This window comes from Bacillus nitratireducens, from assembly GCF_001884135.1.
Taxonomy (GTDB): Bacteria; Bacillota; Bacilli; order Bacillales; family Bacillaceae_G; genus Bacillus_A; species Bacillus_A nitratireducens.
The window spans coordinates 1-15,246 of record NZ_MAOC01000038.1 but is presented as its reverse complement, the minus strand read 5'-3'; the positions used below and the strand labels follow the sequence as shown (position 1 = coordinate 15,246).

Sequence of the window (15,246 nt, the reverse complement as noted above, 5' to 3'; positions counted from 1 at the left end):
GGACGTGAAATTACTTTCAGCTAAGGGGTATTGTCTGATATATAGTATTACGGTAAAAAATAAGCACAGAGCTTACGGCGCTCTGTGCTTATTTTTTATTCCGTAAAAGCCCGATTGATGAGGGCTAATAATCAGTAGGAAATGAATAACCCCCACTGATTAAAGTTTCACTTTATTTTTCCTTTTTAAATCGTACTGTTTTATCCCAGCCAATTACTTGTTTCTTGCTCTTTGCACGTAAGTAAAGAATGAGACTGCGAATAAACAAATACGTAAAGAGCTGTGCGTACGTAAAGTACATAATGACGCTTATGAAAATGTTGATTGGTGTAAAGGTTCGTTCGACGCTCTGGGCACTAAATAATTGAGAAACATATGTAATATATGCGACATACCACATAAATAGTAATGGAATGCTGTATTGAATTTGGAATATCCCGAGCAGTCCAATTACAAACCAAACGTTTGAAATAATTAAGAATAGCCAAAATACGACATATACTAAAACTTGCTGTAAGGAATGGACGAGTAGTTTTCCTTTAAAGAAGCTTAGCGAAGAAAACATTTTTTCTAAAATATATAAGTTTCCTTGAAGCCAACGTGTACGCTGTTTAATAAGAATTTTTAAATGTTCAGGTTCTTGTTCCCATGTAATCGATTCCGGGACGATTGGTAAGAGATAGCCTTTTTGGGTAATTCTCAATGTTAATTCGGCATCCTCTGCAATTGCATAAGGATCATAGCCGCCAAGTTCTTCTAATGCGGAACGACGAAGAAGCATGTTTGTTCCGGTCAGTGAGCCTGTTTGGAATAATAGCCAGCGTCCAGATTGCATAAGGAGCTGGAAAATCTGAAATTCTAATGAAATCATTCGTGTAAGCCAATTTCTCTTTTCATTTACTGTACGAACGTGTCCAACTGCTCCAACGGCATCCTGGATGGTTTCAGCATGTTCTACGAGCATTCGCAGTGCATGTGGTTCAGGTTGATTATCTGCATCGTAAACACAGAAGTATTCACCATCTGAAATGCTAAGACCGTAGTTTAATACACGCGATTTTCCTTTCGGTTCGCCAGGTGGTACACGAATGTGATGAATATGAGCATAAGCTTTGTCGAAATCATCGCCAATTTCAGGTGTTTCATCTTGAGAGTTATCGTTTAATAAATAAACGTTTAATTTGCCCGGGTATTCAATCTTTGCCATCGCTTCTAATGTATCTTTAATAACGACACCCTCATTATGGGCAGGTATTAAAATATCTACACTTGGATAATGTTCTAGCGTACGATCTTTTCGTTTACTATTTCGATGAATTAAGCCCGCGAGTGTTAAGAGAGAGTAGTAAACGAGTAGGCCTGAGAATAGAAAGGCAGTAAAAATAAGTACATATTTGATTGAAAATGTGATGCTAATCCAAAATACGAGTACGCAGAACAGAAGGAATAAAAGGAGTATAACGAGTGTCATCATAATAATGTCTGTCCTTTTGTGTTGATTTGTTCTCGTTTTATTTTAATGTCTTGAATTGCTTCAGCAGCAAGCCATTGCTCCATTTTTGGTTGTAGGCGGTTCATTACAAGATTAGCGCCTGCATCATTTGTGTTTTGCAGTAGAATGACCAGTGTATTGCTATCGTATTCAGCAGCAAGGTCAAAGTTAGCTCTTACTGTATCAACTAATAATGAAGCTACACAATCCATGACACTTTCCTTCGTATATTTACTAAAGGAAGTGAAATCAAAGAAAATAATAATGCCTGTTTCATTGCGACGATTCATCGCAGTCTTTAATAATGCTTGTCGTCTTTCGAATTCTTGTCTTGTTAATAATTTGGATTCTCCAATGTATTGCTCAAGCACCCGCACTCGTTCAGTTAGCTCTCTATTTTTAAGGATAACCTTTTTTAATAAGTGGGTTGAAATATAAACAAGGAAGAAGTTAGCTACCATCAGGAAGTGGGTAATGATATATTCCCATTGATCTGATGTACTCCATAAGTGAAGCCACGCTTCATAAAATAAATAGAATACTGAAATAATGGTTCCCAGTATAAAGAAAATAAATGCTGTTTTATCAGCTAAAAATAGGAATAGTACATTTATGATGACATATATAATTGTAAATATGAGCGCGTGCTCATATTTCGTCACATGTACAGTAGTAAAATAAAATAAAATTTGTAAAATCCACATAGAAAGGACTTTATAGGATTTATCTTTCACGAAACGTTCCTCCTTAAAGATAATTCATGCAGGATATTTGTAGTATGCACAATTATTATTAAATGGACCGTGTAGCTGGAATTCTTTTTTAGCCTACGACATCAAATAGTATCCCTTTTTTTGCAAGAAAAAATAAACAGACATACGAATTATTGTAATATATCATCTAGATATCTAGACATGTGGTGTTTAGTATATACGAAAATTATATTTATAGTATACAAAAAAGTCTCCTCTTTTAAAGAGGAGACTTTATATTAAATTATAGGAACATCATACCTGCAACTGCTGCGTTTAAGAAGTTCGCTAGTGTACCAGCGATAACTGCTTTAATCCCTAATTGTGCAATTTGTTTACGGCGAGTAGGAGCTAATGTTCCTGTTACACCTAATTGAATTGCGATAGAAGAGAAGTTTGCAAAACCACAGATTGCGAATGTTAAAATCAGATTTGTTTTTGTAGAGAACTCTGCCATGTGAGGACCTAAGTTTGCGTATGCAACGAATTCGTTGATTGCAAGTTTTTGACCGATAAAGCTTGCTGCTTGTATAGCTTCACCCGGTGAAACCCCGATTAAGATTGCAAATGGTGATAGTAAGTAACCGAAGATTAAATCAAGGCTAAGTTTAATATCGAACCAAGAACCGACCCATCCTAATAAGCCATTTAATAAAGCGATTAATGCGATGAAAGCCATTAACATTGCTGCTACGTTAATAACAAGTTGCATACCTTCAGATGCACCACGTGCAGCTGCATCGATAACGTTTGCATCTTCACGTTCTGTAGAAAGTTCAACGTTATTATCTACTTTTTCTGTTTCTGGCATAATTAGTTTTGCAATTAATAAACTTGATGGAGCTGCCATAATTGCTGCTGCTAATAAGTGTTCTAACGGAATTCCCATTGCTGCATAGCCGACAAGAACTGATCCGGCAACAGCTGTCATACCACTTACCATAATAGTGAAGAATTCACTGTTAGTTAAACGTGCTAAGTATGGTTTAATTAAAATTGGTGCCTCAGTTTGTCCTAAAAATACAGTTGTTACTGAGTTTAAACTTTCTGCTTTCGAAGTTCCAAGAAGTTTACTTAATGCGCCACCAACAATACTAACAAATTTCTGCATAATACCGAAATGATATAAGATTGCAACTAATGAACTAATAAATACAATTGGAAGTAGTGCTTGAATAACGAAGATAAATCCCCAAGGTCCTTTTGCGTTGACTAAATCCCCAGCAACGAACCTAATTCCCTCGTAAGAAAAATTAATTAATCCTTGAACACCGTCAGCAGCGTGTTTTAAAACTGCTTTTCCAGCATCCCATCGTAATACGATAAATGAAAATGACATTTGTAATGCTAGCGCGATTAAAATTGTGCGCCAATTAATAGCTTTGCGGTTGGAAGATAATAAGAAAGCGATTGCTAATACCCCAATCACGCCGCCAATTCCCCATAAAACATTCATGCAGTGTATGCTCCTTCCTCATAGTAAAAAAGTGTATAAACCAGTTGTCTATACTTTTGCGAATATAACATCTTAAGTAACTTATCATAATGGACATCGGAGGTCAAACGTCTAACGAAAAGTTTAAATAAAAAGAAAATTCTTTGAAAAAACACATATAAAATGAATTGACATGAAATAGGTTATGTTTTTTGTGGAAATATATACATTGTGATAACGTTTTGGACAATTTTTATAGAATATAGTGTATGAAATAGGGAAATGAACGCATAATTTTTGCGTAGAGAGAATGAAAGGGGATTACTATATTGAGCCCTTTAAAAAAGAGCCTTCTAGTAAACTAGAAGGCTCTGAAACTATCACTTAAGGTGCTTTTGTATACCCTAAGAAATGGCTTTTCCAATAAGAGTTGTTTAATGAAACGATTGCTACACCTTTATCTCCAGATTGGATAAACGATCCGCCGCCAAGGTAGATACCCATGTGAGAAGGACCTGCTTTATAAGTATTTTGGAAATAAATTAAGTCGCCTGGCTGTGGACTTGAAGTTTTTGGTAAGCTACTCCAATATCCTGCAACACTTTGGCGGCTAATGTTATGGCCAAATTTCTTAAATACGTGGTAGATGTAACCACTGCAGTCGACACCATTAGCAGAAGAACCGCCCCAAACGTATGGCACGCCTTGCATAGATTTCGCGTATGCAAGTATAGAAGAACTGTCACCGCTATTATTGCTTGTATTGTTATTGTTGTTGTTGTTTTGATTTTCATTAGGCTTATTATCTACTGCGCCCCCAACTGGTGTTTTAGATAGGAAACGTGTTCCGATGTAACCAGTTTGACCATTGTAGTTAATTTTGCTCCATCCAGAGTTTTCAGAGATTACTTGAACCTTCTGTCCTTGTGGAAGTGCGCCTATGATTCTATAATTTGTACCTTCGCCGCTACGTACGTTTAGTGCAGAAGCATTAATGTAGTAGTCGCCAATTGCACCTTGGTTAGGTTGCTCAGGTTGTTCAGGAGTAGTAGTGCCACCTTTAACGAATTTTACGAATTCGCTGCTAACGTAGCCTGTTTTTCCCTGATAATTAACTTTAAACCAGCTACCTTCAGATCCAACTACGTTTAATTTCGTACCATTTAATACGCCACCAATTACGCTATGGTAAGTAGCAGGGCCCGTACGAACACGTAGTGATGTTGCGTTAACGACGTAAGTGCCACCAGTTTGAACAGTTACATTATTGTTTTGTTCCTGGTTGTTACCTTGCGTGGTGTTTTCGTTAGAACCGCCTTTTGTTACGTAGTCTTTGCTTAAGTAAGCTGTTTGTCCTGCATAATTGATTTTGAACCAATCTTGAACTTCGCCTACAACTTGTACGACTTGTCCTTTTTTCACAGAACCTATAGTTGTATGAGAAGTGCTAGGACCTGTACGAACGCGAAGGGAAGATACGTTTACTGTATAGTTTCCACTTGCTGGCTTTACAGTATTATTCGTATTGTTGTTTGAAGAACCTGCATTAGAAGAAACACCAGATACGAATTCGCCACTTACATAGCCAACTTTTCCATTATGGTTGATTTTCACCCAACCATTTTCTTGACCAATTACGTTTAATGTTTGTCCTTCATATACACGTCCTGAAACAGAACTAGAAGTGTTAGGAGCGGTACGTACACGTAATACATCAGCAGTAACTTTATTGTTTCCACCTGTACTTACATTGTTATTTGGTTTTGCACCATTTTTTGATACAAATTCGCCGCTAACGTAGCCTGTTTGTCCATTATGGTTAATTTTGAACCAACCATTTTCTTCTCCAATTACGTTTAAAGTTTGACCATTATAAACGCGAGAGATGACGTCGTGAGAGGTACTTGATCCTGCACGAACATGTAGTACGCTAGCATTCACCGTATAAGATGAACTGTTTGATGCGGAAGCTTGGACAGTTTGTGTAGCAGCTTTTTGTGTATTTTGTTCCGGGGCAGCTTGAACACTATCAATTGTAGGTGCTGCTCCTCCTGCTACAGACACTGCCGCAAGACCGGCAAGGTATTTTTTCATAATTTGTCGATTCCTTTCTGTCTGTAATGTAGTGAAGAAATATTTACCAACTGTTAAAAATTCTAAAGAGCATGTCGATTACTGTCAAGACTTATGCGGTAATCTGAATATGACAAAAAGATTACAAGAAAAAATCAAGGTATAAATCTACACCTTGATTTTTATTTAAATACATATGTTGGATGTAGAGAGAATAGAAATTATTCGTGTTTAAGAAGATGACATGTTGGATTGTAACAAGCTTTGAGAAAAAGATTTTTGTAGCATTTTTGTGATAGGGCCAACTTGACCATCTTGAATTGCAGTTCCATCAAGGTGGGTCATCGGTAAAATTTCAATAGTCGTTCCCGTAAAGAAGCATTCATCTGCTTGATAAACATCGCGAATGCTGAACAGTTCTTCTTGTACAGGAATACGAAGGGTTTTCGCTAAGGAAAGGACATATTGACGAATAATGCCATTTAAAATAAGGTGATTGGCTGGATGTGTGTAAAGAGTTCCATTTTTTATGAGAAAGAAATTAGAACAGCTCCCCTCAGTTACAGTACCGTTTCGTACGAAAAGAGCTTCTTTACAACCTTTGCGTTCAGCTTTTGTAGCAGCTAATACATTGGGTAATAAATTTAAAGATTTGATATCACAGCGTAGCCAGCGCGTATCTGGTTCTGATATAGCACGTACACCATATTCAATCCATAAAGCTGGTCTTTCCTTCTTTGTAATATAGGCATAGATTGTCGGAGGGACGTCATATGAGAATACATGGGTACGAGCTTGTACACCACGAGATACTTGCAAATAAATAGTACCATCTTCGTGGAAATTATTACTTTCAATTAGTTTGTAAAGTAGGATAATAAGCTCTGCTTTTGAGAAAGGAAGTGATAATTCTATTTCTTCCATGGAGCGATATAACCTTGTGATATGCGGATCTAATAAGTGAAAGTTCCCTTTATATAGGCGAATAACCTCATAGACACCATCTCCAAACTGCAAGCCTCTTTCTTCAAGTTCTATGTACGCGCTATGTTTCGTTGTATCAATAACTGCATCATTCCATAGTACAAATTTTTCGTATGCCAATTTTCGTCCCATCCTTTCGTTAGTACATGAATAAAAAGCACTCTAGTTATTTTTATGTGAGCAATTCTCTTCATATGACGTATATGTATTTGAAAATTATAGAGAAGTAGTGGTGATTTATAGCATTTTGTATATACAAATTCGAAAATGAGAAATAAGAATCCTGCTTTTTGAAATAAAAAAAGCAACATTCGTATTGAATGCTGCACAAGGAGGGTAGCTATCTTTCGTAGGGACATCGTCTTATTAAAAGTTTTAGTAAGACAATTATAAGAAAGTTGAAAACAAATGGTGCACATATTTCTCTAAGGGATCTTATCACAGATGAGAGATAAGAAATATGTGAAACCTCGTTTGCATATTTTATTATAAAGATACTTCATTAATGTAGTGTAAATATTCGGTGAAGGTTATGTAATTTTAAAGTTAATGAATAGGAGAGGAAGGATAGTAGAAAATAAAAAAAGAGGCTGAGATTACTCAGCGCTCTTCTTTTCTTCTTTAATAGCTGTCTTTACTTCACCAGTTTTGATCTTGTTACTTTCAGAGAAGCGAAGTAAGTCACCTTCAATGATTTTGTCAGACATGTTCAATTCATTTTGGGCACGATCAATAAGTGGTTGAGATTCTTCTTTCGGTAATTGTACAACTTCGCCAGTGTTACGGTCGTAGAATGTACTGTTCGTGTACATGTACTTATCTGTAACGAAGCTACCGTCACGAAGAACAACGAATCCTTTATTATCAGGTGAGAATACATCATGACCGAATTGAATTTGATTCGTAGAATCTACACCAAGTAAGTTTAGAATCGTTGGTTTAATGTCAATTTCACCAGTTGGTTTTGAAATTGTTTTACCTTCTTTTTGACCTGGAACGTGAATAAACATCGGTGTTTTTTGTAAGTTCATATGGTCAAATGTAGTGATTTCTTCTTTTCCTAAGAACTGTGCCATTGCACGGTTATGGTTTTCAGAAATACCATAGTGATCACCGTAGAATACGATCACAGAGTTGTCGTAGATACCTTCAGCTTTTAGACGCTCAATAAAGTGTTTCATTGCTTCGTCTAAATAGCGAGCAGTTACCATGTAACGGTCAAATACGCCATCACCAGAATTGTATTCATCGATTAATTTCGTACTGTCATCATAAGTGAATGGGTAATGGTTTGTTAAAGTAAGGAAGCGAGTATAGAACGGTTGCTTCACTTCTTTTAACATATCGACAGACTGATCAAAGTATTCGATATCTTTTAGTCCCCAGTTTAGTTTTGTTTCTGGCGTAATTTTGTAGTCAAGTTCGTTGTAGTAACGATCATAACCAAGTGCCGGATACATAATATTACGGTTCCAGAATGTTGCGTTGTTTGCGTGGAATACCGATGTGTGGTACCCCTGCTGGCGTAAAATTTCTGGAGTCGCTGTGTATTCGTTGTTACCGTGTGTGAAGAATACAGCACCACGGTCTAGTGGATACATTGAAGTATCTACTAAGAATTCAGCATCAGATGTTTTTCCTTGCCCAGTTTGATGGAAGAAGTTATCAAAGTAATAACTTTCTTTCGTAAATTGGTTTAAGAATGGTGTAACTTCTTGTCCGTTAACTGTTGCACCAATTAAGAATGTTTGTAATGACTCAAGAGAGACAACGATTACGTTTTTCCCTTTTGCAGTACCGAACATATTTGGATCTGGTTTACTTTGTGTTGTTTTTACATAGTTTTCTGTTTCTTGTAACTTACTACCGTCGGCAAATGCTTTTTGCGAACTTGATTTTGCTTGTAAGCCAAGATCGTATGCTTGGTGTACATATAATCCTAAGTTTTTAACAAGCATAACGCGGTCGAATGAACGTGTTAATAGTTCTGGACGCTCAGCTTCTGCAAATCCTAGGTTTACGAAGAAAATAGCAATTGTTGACACGAAGTATAGGGAACGCATCGGACGTGCTACACGCTCTGTCGGTGCAAAATTTTTCTTCTTCTTCAATAAAATGAAGAATACAATAATATCCGCAAATGCAAGGATGATTTTGTAGTTAAATAATTCTTTCACACTAGAACCTAAACTTCCGAAATTAGACGTTTGTCCTAGTACTGGTAAAGTAACGAAGTCATTGTAGAATCCGTAGAACATTACGTTACCAACAAGAATGAACGTTAAGATAAAGTTAATTCCTAGTGCTATATAGTTACGTTTTTTTCCTTTTGCAAATAATGCAAGTCCCACAAACAGTAATGATGCTGCTAATGGACTAATGAATAAAATGAATTCTTGCATGAAAGATTCAAGTTTTAAATCAAAGCTAGTGCGTGTAATGATGTAGGTTTTTAGCCATACGGCCAAAGCTACGAATAAAGTGAAACGCACATTTTGAAATTGTGATTTCAAGGTTTCTTTCATTCATTTCCACCCTTTCTCTATCAGGCTTGGTCGATTTTGGAGCGAAAAATGTTAAAATAAAAAATACATAGTTTCTTTTGCCATAATTAGAGCTTCTATATTCACCCATATACGACTTTAACTATGCATACCCTTTTTTTGGTTTCTTTTGCTGCTCATAAGCATAACGTCATTTCTGTATTATACAACAAAATTCAATTCTGAGAAACACTATAACATTTTACATTTTTTGTATGTGATTTGTCACTACCAGAGAAAACTTTAACATTCGTTTATATGCCCGTCAACTAGAAAATATAACAAAAATAGAAAAGAATGTTAAGTGGAATTGAAAGTTTTTTGGTTGAGAAATATGGAATAGAAACTTTAAAATCGGTATCTAGAAAACTATTATATGAAGGAAAATGTAGAAAATTAACGAACACTTGTTCTTTTTGGTTTTGTTTGTTACAATTAAATTTCATTGGTAGATTATGTGTAATTTTGATGAACTTTTACTGATAACATAGTGTAGCTTATTTTTTTGAAAAATAGGGAGGCTTTTGAATGAAACAAAAATTTTCAGTTGAAGCGTTTTGGAAAAAAGTAAAACATGTTGCGAAGCAGGCAGGGCAATCGGTAATTTATGCGAGTTTATTGTTGTTTTACGTTTTGCAAAGACCTGATGTTCCAAAACGAGTGAAAATTATTGTAATTGGAGCACTTGCTTATTTCATTGCACCGATCGATGCCATTCCAGATTTCATTGCTGGAGTTGGTTATACGGATGATTTAGGGGCGTTAATGGCTGCATTATTACAAGCGTCGTTATACGTTAATGAAGATGTGAAAGATAAGGCACGAGTGAAGTTGGCAGAATGGTTTGATTCGGATATAGACACATCATTTATCGATCAGAAATTAGATCAATAGGTGAGAACTGTCATAGAGTGACAGGGCGAACGTAAGCGAGGAAGTGCATTATGCCATCAGGAAGAACGCATACGAAAATAAACTTAATATCCCTTCCGGTTGTTTTGTTTATGCTCTTTTCGTATGGATTAACAAACTTTGATTTTTTATTAACTTTTGCAATTGGCTTTTTAATAGGTACTTCATTTTTAACGCCGGATTTAGATACGTATAGTAATGCCTATAATAAATGGGGATTCCTGCGTATATTTTGGTATCCATATAAGAAGGTCATGCCGCATCGCTCCTTCTTTACACATACAATTATACTGGGTGATGTGATTCGTATCGCATACATGTTAATCGTATTTTCTCCGTTTTTATTCCTATTAAATGTAATCGCACTCGATGGGAATTTAATAGAAATTGCGAAGAAACATGAGGTTGAAATTGTAACGTTTGTAATGGGCATTGTAGTGGCGAGTACGCTCCACATTATAGCGGATAAAGTGAATACACGCCGCAAGAAAATGATGAGAAAAAAGAAGAAACGCAGAAGATAAAGAAACCGTCCCAAAAGGTATTTTGGGACGGTTTTTTCTTATTAATAGGTAGGTTATGCTTGTCGCATTTTATAGTTAAGCTTTCAGTACTTTAATACCTTTTACGATATTCCAAATGAAGTAGTATAAGCTAACGATTCCGCAAATACATAGAACAATCATTGCTCCAATTCCAAGTGTTACATCTGGCTGATCAGATCCGATGCCCATAATTCCTAGAATAATAAATCCAATAAATGACGCGATACTTGGAATAATGTGCGTCCATAGGGCGCGTTTTGCATGTGGTTTTGTTTCAGAATCGCCTACAATCCACACGATAATAGGGAATAAGATAGGCGCGAATAGTACGCTAAAGTATGATAAAGCTGCTAATATTTTGTTTCCGTTCATATATATCACCTCATAAGTAATGTCCGTTGTTTATACCTTTAGTATGCAGTAAATTTGGCGAGCTTCCTATCGATTAACATTACAAGAATGTGACTCTTTTGTAAGATTTCTGTTTTAAATAATAAAATTTTCAAAAAAATCTTTTTAAATGAAAATTGTTGTGATAAAATTAATGAAAACGTTTTCTTAAACGTTTTTTTATTTTAGGCTTAAAGGTATGATGACCTGATAGTCTATTGATAGGGTTATGTTTATTTAAAAGGGGATTATTGAGGGGGAGAGAACTATGAACACATGGACACAAGTTTATGATCCGTTCGGGAACATTTGGATTTCTGCAGCGGTCGCACTTATTCCGATTATCTTTTTTTTCTTAGCTTTAGCAGTTTTCCACATGAAGGGGTATGTGGCAGGATTTATTACAGTTGTACTTACAATTTTGGTGGCGTTATTTGCATATAAAATGCCATTCACAATGGCAATGGCAGCGACGGGATACGGTTTCTTATACGGATTATGGCCAATTGCATGGATTATTATTATGTCAGTATTTTTATATAAAATTTCTGTGAAAACAGGTCAATTTGATGTTATTCGTGCATCTGTATTATCAATTACGAATGACCATCGTTTACTTGTTATTTTAATCGGTTTTTCATTTGGAGCATTTTTAGAAGGAGCAGCAGGATTTGGTGCACCAGTAGCGATTACGGCAGCGCTTCTTGCAGGTCTTGGCTTAAATCCTTTATATGCGGCTGGTCTTTGTCTAATCGCAAATACTGCACCAGTAGCATTCGGAGCGATGGGGATTCCGATTACAGTAGCTGGACAAGTAACTGGTATTGATCCGCATAAAATCGGGCAAATGGCTGGACATCAATTACCGTTCTTATCATTATTTGTTCCGTTCTTTATCGTATTTTTAATGGATGGATTTAAAGGGGTAAGACAAACATGGCCTGCTCTATTTGTAGCGGGTAGTTCATTTGCAATTACACAGTTTATTACAGCGACATTTTTAGGACCAGAACTTCCTGATATTACGTCAGCACTTGTAAGTTTAGTGAGTTTATCTCTATTCTTAAAAGTTTGGCAGCCGAAAGAAATTTATCAATCTAAAGAAGCGAATAGTGAAGTAGCCGCGGCGACGACAACGACATCTATGCCGAAACTAACGGTAGGAAAAGTAGTAAAAGCATGGTCTCCGTTCATTATTTTGACTGTGATGGTAGTCATCTGGAGCCAGAGTTTCTTTAAAGCGTTATTCGCTCCGGACGGCGCTTTAGAAAGTCTCGTATTTAAATTTGAAGTTCCAGGCTTGCATAATTTAGTAATGAAAGCAGAGCCAATTGTAAATAAACCGACGCCTTATGAAGCAATCTTAAAATTAGATATTTTATCAGCGACGGGAACAGCAATTTTAATTGCTTGTATCATTTCTATCTTTATTTTGAAAATGAGTGCAAAAGATGCAGTAGTAACATTTAAAGAAACGTTAAACGAACTAAAAATGCCAATTCTATCTATCGGATTCGTATTAGGATTCGCATTTATCGCAAATTATTCTGGTTTATCTTCTACATTAGCGTTAGCACTTGCAGGAACTGGTGGACTATTCCCGTTCTTCTCACCATTCCTAGGCTGGATCGGTGTATTCTTAACGGGATCAGATACGTCAGCGAATGCACTGTTCTCGAATTTACAAGCAATTACAGCGCAGCAAGTCGGTGTATCTGAAGTGCTTCTCGTTGCAGCAAATACAACGGGCGGTGTAACAGGAAAAATGATTTCTCCGCAATCGATTGCAATTGCTTGTGCGGCAGTTGGCCTTGCTGGAAAAGAATCAGATTTATTCCGCTTTACAGTGAAGCATAGTTTGTTCTTCGTAATTATTGTTGGTATTATGACGTATGTTCAAGCATATTATTTAACGTGGATGATTCCATAAAGTGAAACTTTAATCAGTGGGGGTTTTGTTCATCCCCACTGATTATTAGTTGAACCAATCGGGGTCTTACTGCCCGTTAATGCGGGATAAACAACAAAAGAAATAACATTTGCATTTTTCAGATTATCGTGTATGATGGGAAAGTATTGAAAATTAAATCAGTGATAAACTAGGGGTGCCTAACGTATGCGTAGGCTGAGAGAGAAGCGCGTGAACTTCTTAACCCTTTGGACCTGATCTGGCTCGTACCAGCGTAGGGAAGTTAACGGCTTTACATAATTATGTCTTTATGAGCCAGGTCCTTGTTTTTTTATGGACCTGGCTCTTTTTATTTTGGCATACGCTGGCCATATCTCGTCCGTGTCACGTACAGGGGGGCAACAAAAGTTATGAAACAATCTGTTTCAGCTGAGCAAATTGAATTGAAATCGAGTTTACCAGGAAGTAAGAAAGTATATGTGGATGGACCACGCGAAGGTATGAAAGTACCGATGCGCGAGATTGCACAAAGCGAAACGAACGGTGTCCCAAATCAGCCAATCCGTGTGTATGATACGAGCGGTCCTTATACGGATCCTGCGTATAAAGTGGAGCTGGAAAAGGGGATTCCAACGCCGCGTCATTCTTGGATTGTTGAGCGCAGAGATGTAGAAGCATACGAAGGACGTGAAGTGAAACCAGAGGATGACGGCGTGAAAGTGGCTTCGAAACATACACCTGTTTTCCCGCAAATGGATCGCCAGCCGCTTAGAGCAAAGCAAGGTGCAAACGTTACGCAAATGCATTATGCACGTAATGGCGTTATTACGTCTGAGATGGAATATGTTGCGATTCGTGAAGGGGTAGAGCCTGAATTTGTTCGTAAGGAAATCGCGGAAGGTCGCGCGATTTTACCAGCGAATATTAACCACCCGGAAGCAGAACCGATGATTATCGGACGTAATTTCCATGTGAAGGTAAATGCGAATATCGGAAACTCTGCCGTATCTTCTTCTATTGCAGAAGAAGTAGAGAAGATGACGTGGGCGACTCGCTGGGGTGCAGATACGATTATGGATTTATCTACAGGTAAAAACATTCATACAACACGTGAGTGGATTATTCGTAATGCTCCTGTACCAGTTGGCACTGTGCCTATTTATCAAGCGCTTGAAAAAGTAAACGGAATTGCAGAGGATTTAACGTGGGAAGTGTATCGTGATACGTTAATTGAGCAAGCGGAGCAAGGCGTTGATTACTTTACGATTCACGCCGGTGTATTACTTCGCTACATTCCAATTACTGCAAAGCGTACGACAGGTATTGTTTCGCGTGGTGGTTCGATTATGGCGCAGTGGTGTTTATTCCATCATAAAGAAAACTTCTTATATACTCATTTTGAAGAGATTTGTGAAATTATGAAGCAGTACGATGTTTCGTTCTCTCTTGGAGATGGATTACGTCCAGGTTCGATTGCAGATGCAAATGACGAAGCACAATTCTCTGAGCTTGAAACACTGGGTGAATTGACCAAAATCGCTTGGAAACATGATGTGCAAGTTATGATTGAAGGACCTGGGCATGTACCGATGCACTTAATTAAAGAGAACATGGAGAAAGAGCTTGATATTTGTCAGGGCGCGCCATTCTATACACTTGGGCCGTTAACGACAGATATTGCACCAGGTTATGACCATATTACCTCAGCGATTGGGGCTGCGATGATCGGCTGGTTTGGAACGGCGATGCTTTGTTATGTAACGCCGAAAGAACATTTAGGTTTACCGAATAAAGATGATGTTCGCGAGGGAGTTATTACGTACAAAATCGCTGCGCATGCAGCCGATCTTGCGAAAGGGCATAAAACGGCTCATCAGCGTGATGATGCACTTTCAAAAGCGCGTTTCGAATTCCGCTGGCGCGATCAATTTAATTTATCTTTAGATCCTGAACGCGCAATGGAGTATCATGATGAAACATTGCCAGCAGAAGGGGCGAAAACAGCTCATTTCTGTTCAATGTGTGGACCGAAGTTTTGTAGTATGAGAATTTCGCATGATATTCGTGAATATGCGAAAGAAAATGATTTAGAAACGACAGAAGCAATTGAAAAAGGAATGAAAGAGAAAGCGGTAGAATTTAAAGAAACTGGTAGTCATTTATACCAATAACACGTTACACCTCTTTACTTGATTGATCACACTGTAGTAC

Annotated in this window: 11 protein-coding genes and 1 riboswitch; of the genes, 4 read left to right on the top strand and 7 right to left on the bottom strand. The window is 37.3% G+C overall.

The genetic code is table 11. The annotated features are described in order from the left end of the window. Positions 1 to 172: 172 nt before the first annotated feature. From BAU23_RS14110 to BAU23_RS14085, 6 genes are all read right to left on the bottom strand, one after another. Positions 173 to 1,474: a glycosyltransferase family 2 protein gene (locus BAU23_RS14110; RefSeq protein WP_071734683.1), complete on the bottom strand. Its 1,302-nt coding sequence runs from the start codon at positions 1,472 to 1,474 to the stop codon at positions 173 to 175. After that, positions 1,471 to 2,226, bottom strand: a complete 756-nt coding sequence (locus tag BAU23_RS14105) for a diguanylate cyclase (protein WP_071734682.1) — start codon at positions 2,224 to 2,226, stop codon at positions 1,471 to 1,473. The genes BAU23_RS14110 and BAU23_RS14105 overlap by 4 nt, the downstream gene beginning before the upstream one ends. Positions 2,227 to 2,488: 262 nt before the next feature. Next, complete coding sequence (locus tag BAU23_RS14100; RefSeq protein WP_071734681.1) at positions 2,489 to 3,700, bottom strand: NupC/NupG family nucleoside CNT transporter; 1,212 nt, start codon at positions 3,698 to 3,700, stop codon at positions 2,489 to 2,491. Positions 3,701 to 4,063: 363 nt separating this feature from the next. After that, a complete protein-coding gene (locus BAU23_RS14095) occupies positions 4,064 to 5,773 on the bottom strand; it encodes a C40 family peptidase (RefSeq protein WP_071734680.1) in 1,710 nt (569 codons plus the stop codon). A 210-nt stretch (positions 5,774 to 5,983) separates the two neighbouring features. Continuing rightward, complete coding sequence (locus BAU23_RS14090) at positions 5,984 to 6,868, bottom strand: D-amino-acid transaminase (RefSeq protein WP_071734679.1); 885 nt, start codon at positions 6,866 to 6,868, stop codon at positions 5,984 to 5,986. A gap of 464 nt (positions 6,869 to 7,332) precedes the next feature. Continuing rightward, a complete protein-coding gene (locus BAU23_RS14085) occupies positions 7,333 to 9,261 on the bottom strand; it encodes an LTA synthase family protein (protein ID WP_016130883.1) in 1,929 nt (642 codons plus the stop codon). Between the two features lie 546 nt (positions 9,262 to 9,807). Between BAU23_RS14085 and BAU23_RS14080 the strand changes: the two genes are divergently transcribed. Next, positions 9,808 to 10,173 carry a YkvA family protein gene (locus BAU23_RS14080; RefSeq protein ID WP_071734678.1) on the top strand — a complete coding sequence of 122 codons (366 nt, stop codon included), beginning with the start codon at positions 9,808 to 9,810 and terminating at the stop codon, positions 10,171 to 10,173. A gap of 50 nt (positions 10,174 to 10,223) precedes the next feature. Next, positions 10,224 to 10,715, top strand: coding sequence for a metal-binding protein (locus BAU23_RS14075; protein WP_001139080.1), 492 nt, complete (start codon positions 10,224 to 10,226; stop codon positions 10,713 to 10,715). A 75-nt stretch (positions 10,716 to 10,790) separates the two neighbouring features. On the opposite strand, the gene BAU23_RS14070 is transcribed toward BAU23_RS14075, so the two are convergent. Beyond that, a complete protein-coding gene (locus BAU23_RS14070; protein ID WP_016130881.1) occupies positions 10,791 to 11,108 on the bottom strand; it encodes a magnetosome magnetite crystal formation protein family in 318 nt (105 codons plus the stop codon). 286 nt (positions 11,109 to 11,394) lie between these two features. Between BAU23_RS14070 and lldP the strand changes: the two genes are divergently transcribed. Both lldP and thiC read left to right on the top strand, forming a co-directional pair. Next, positions 11,395 to 13,056 (top strand): L-lactate permease, encoded by a 1,662-nt coding sequence (gene lldP, locus BAU23_RS14065; protein WP_071734677.1) that lies wholly within the window; start codon positions 11,395 to 11,397, stop codon positions 13,054 to 13,056. Positions 13,057 to 13,217: 161 nt separating this feature from the next. Continuing rightward, positions 13,218 to 13,333: riboswitch (TPP riboswitch) on the top strand. Positions 13,334 to 13,445: 112 nt separating this feature from the next. Further along, positions 13,446 to 15,206 carry a phosphomethylpyrimidine synthase ThiC gene (thiC, locus tag BAU23_RS14060; protein WP_071734676.1) on the top strand — a complete coding sequence of 587 codons (1,761 nt, stop codon included), beginning with the start codon at positions 13,446 to 13,448 and terminating at the stop codon, positions 15,204 to 15,206. Positions 15,207 to 15,246: the final 40 nt, after the last annotated feature.

Excerpts from the sequence above, each read along its gene's own strand:
- BAU23_RS14110 (WP_071734683.1), bottom strand. The coding sequence starts at position 1,474 with ATGATGACACTCGTTATACTCCTTTTATTCCTTCTGTTCTGCGTACTC.
- BAU23_RS14100 (WP_071734681.1), bottom strand. The coding sequence starts at position 3,700 with ATGAATGTTTTATGGGGAATTGGCGGCGTGATTGGGGTATTAGCAATC.
- BAU23_RS14095 (WP_071734680.1), bottom strand. The coding sequence starts at position 5,773 with ATGAAAAAATACCTTGCCGGTCTTGCGGCAGTGTCTGTAGCAGGAGGA.
- BAU23_RS14090 (WP_071734679.1), bottom strand. The coding sequence starts at position 6,868 with ATGGGACGAAAATTGGCATACGAAAAATTTGTACTATGGAATGATGCA.
- BAU23_RS14085 (WP_016130883.1), bottom strand. The coding sequence starts at position 9,261 with ATGAAAGAAACCTTGAAATCACAATTTCAAAATGTGCGTTTCACTTTA.
- BAU23_RS14080 (WP_071734678.1), top strand. The coding sequence starts at position 9,808 with ATGAAACAAAAATTTTCAGTTGAAGCGTTTTGGAAAAAAGTAAAACAT.
- BAU23_RS14075 (WP_001139080.1), top strand. The coding sequence starts at position 10,224 with ATGCCATCAGGAAGAACGCATACGAAAATAAACTTAATATCCCTTCCG.
- BAU23_RS14070 (WP_016130881.1), bottom strand. The coding sequence starts at position 11,108 with ATGAACGGAAACAAAATATTAGCAGCTTTATCATACTTTAGCGTACTA.
- lldP (WP_071734677.1), top strand. The coding sequence starts at position 11,395 with ATGAACACATGGACACAAGTTTATGATCCGTTCGGGAACATTTGGATT.
- thiC (WP_071734676.1), top strand. The coding sequence starts at position 13,446 with ATGAAACAATCTGTTTCAGCTGAGCAAATTGAATTGAAATCGAGTTTA.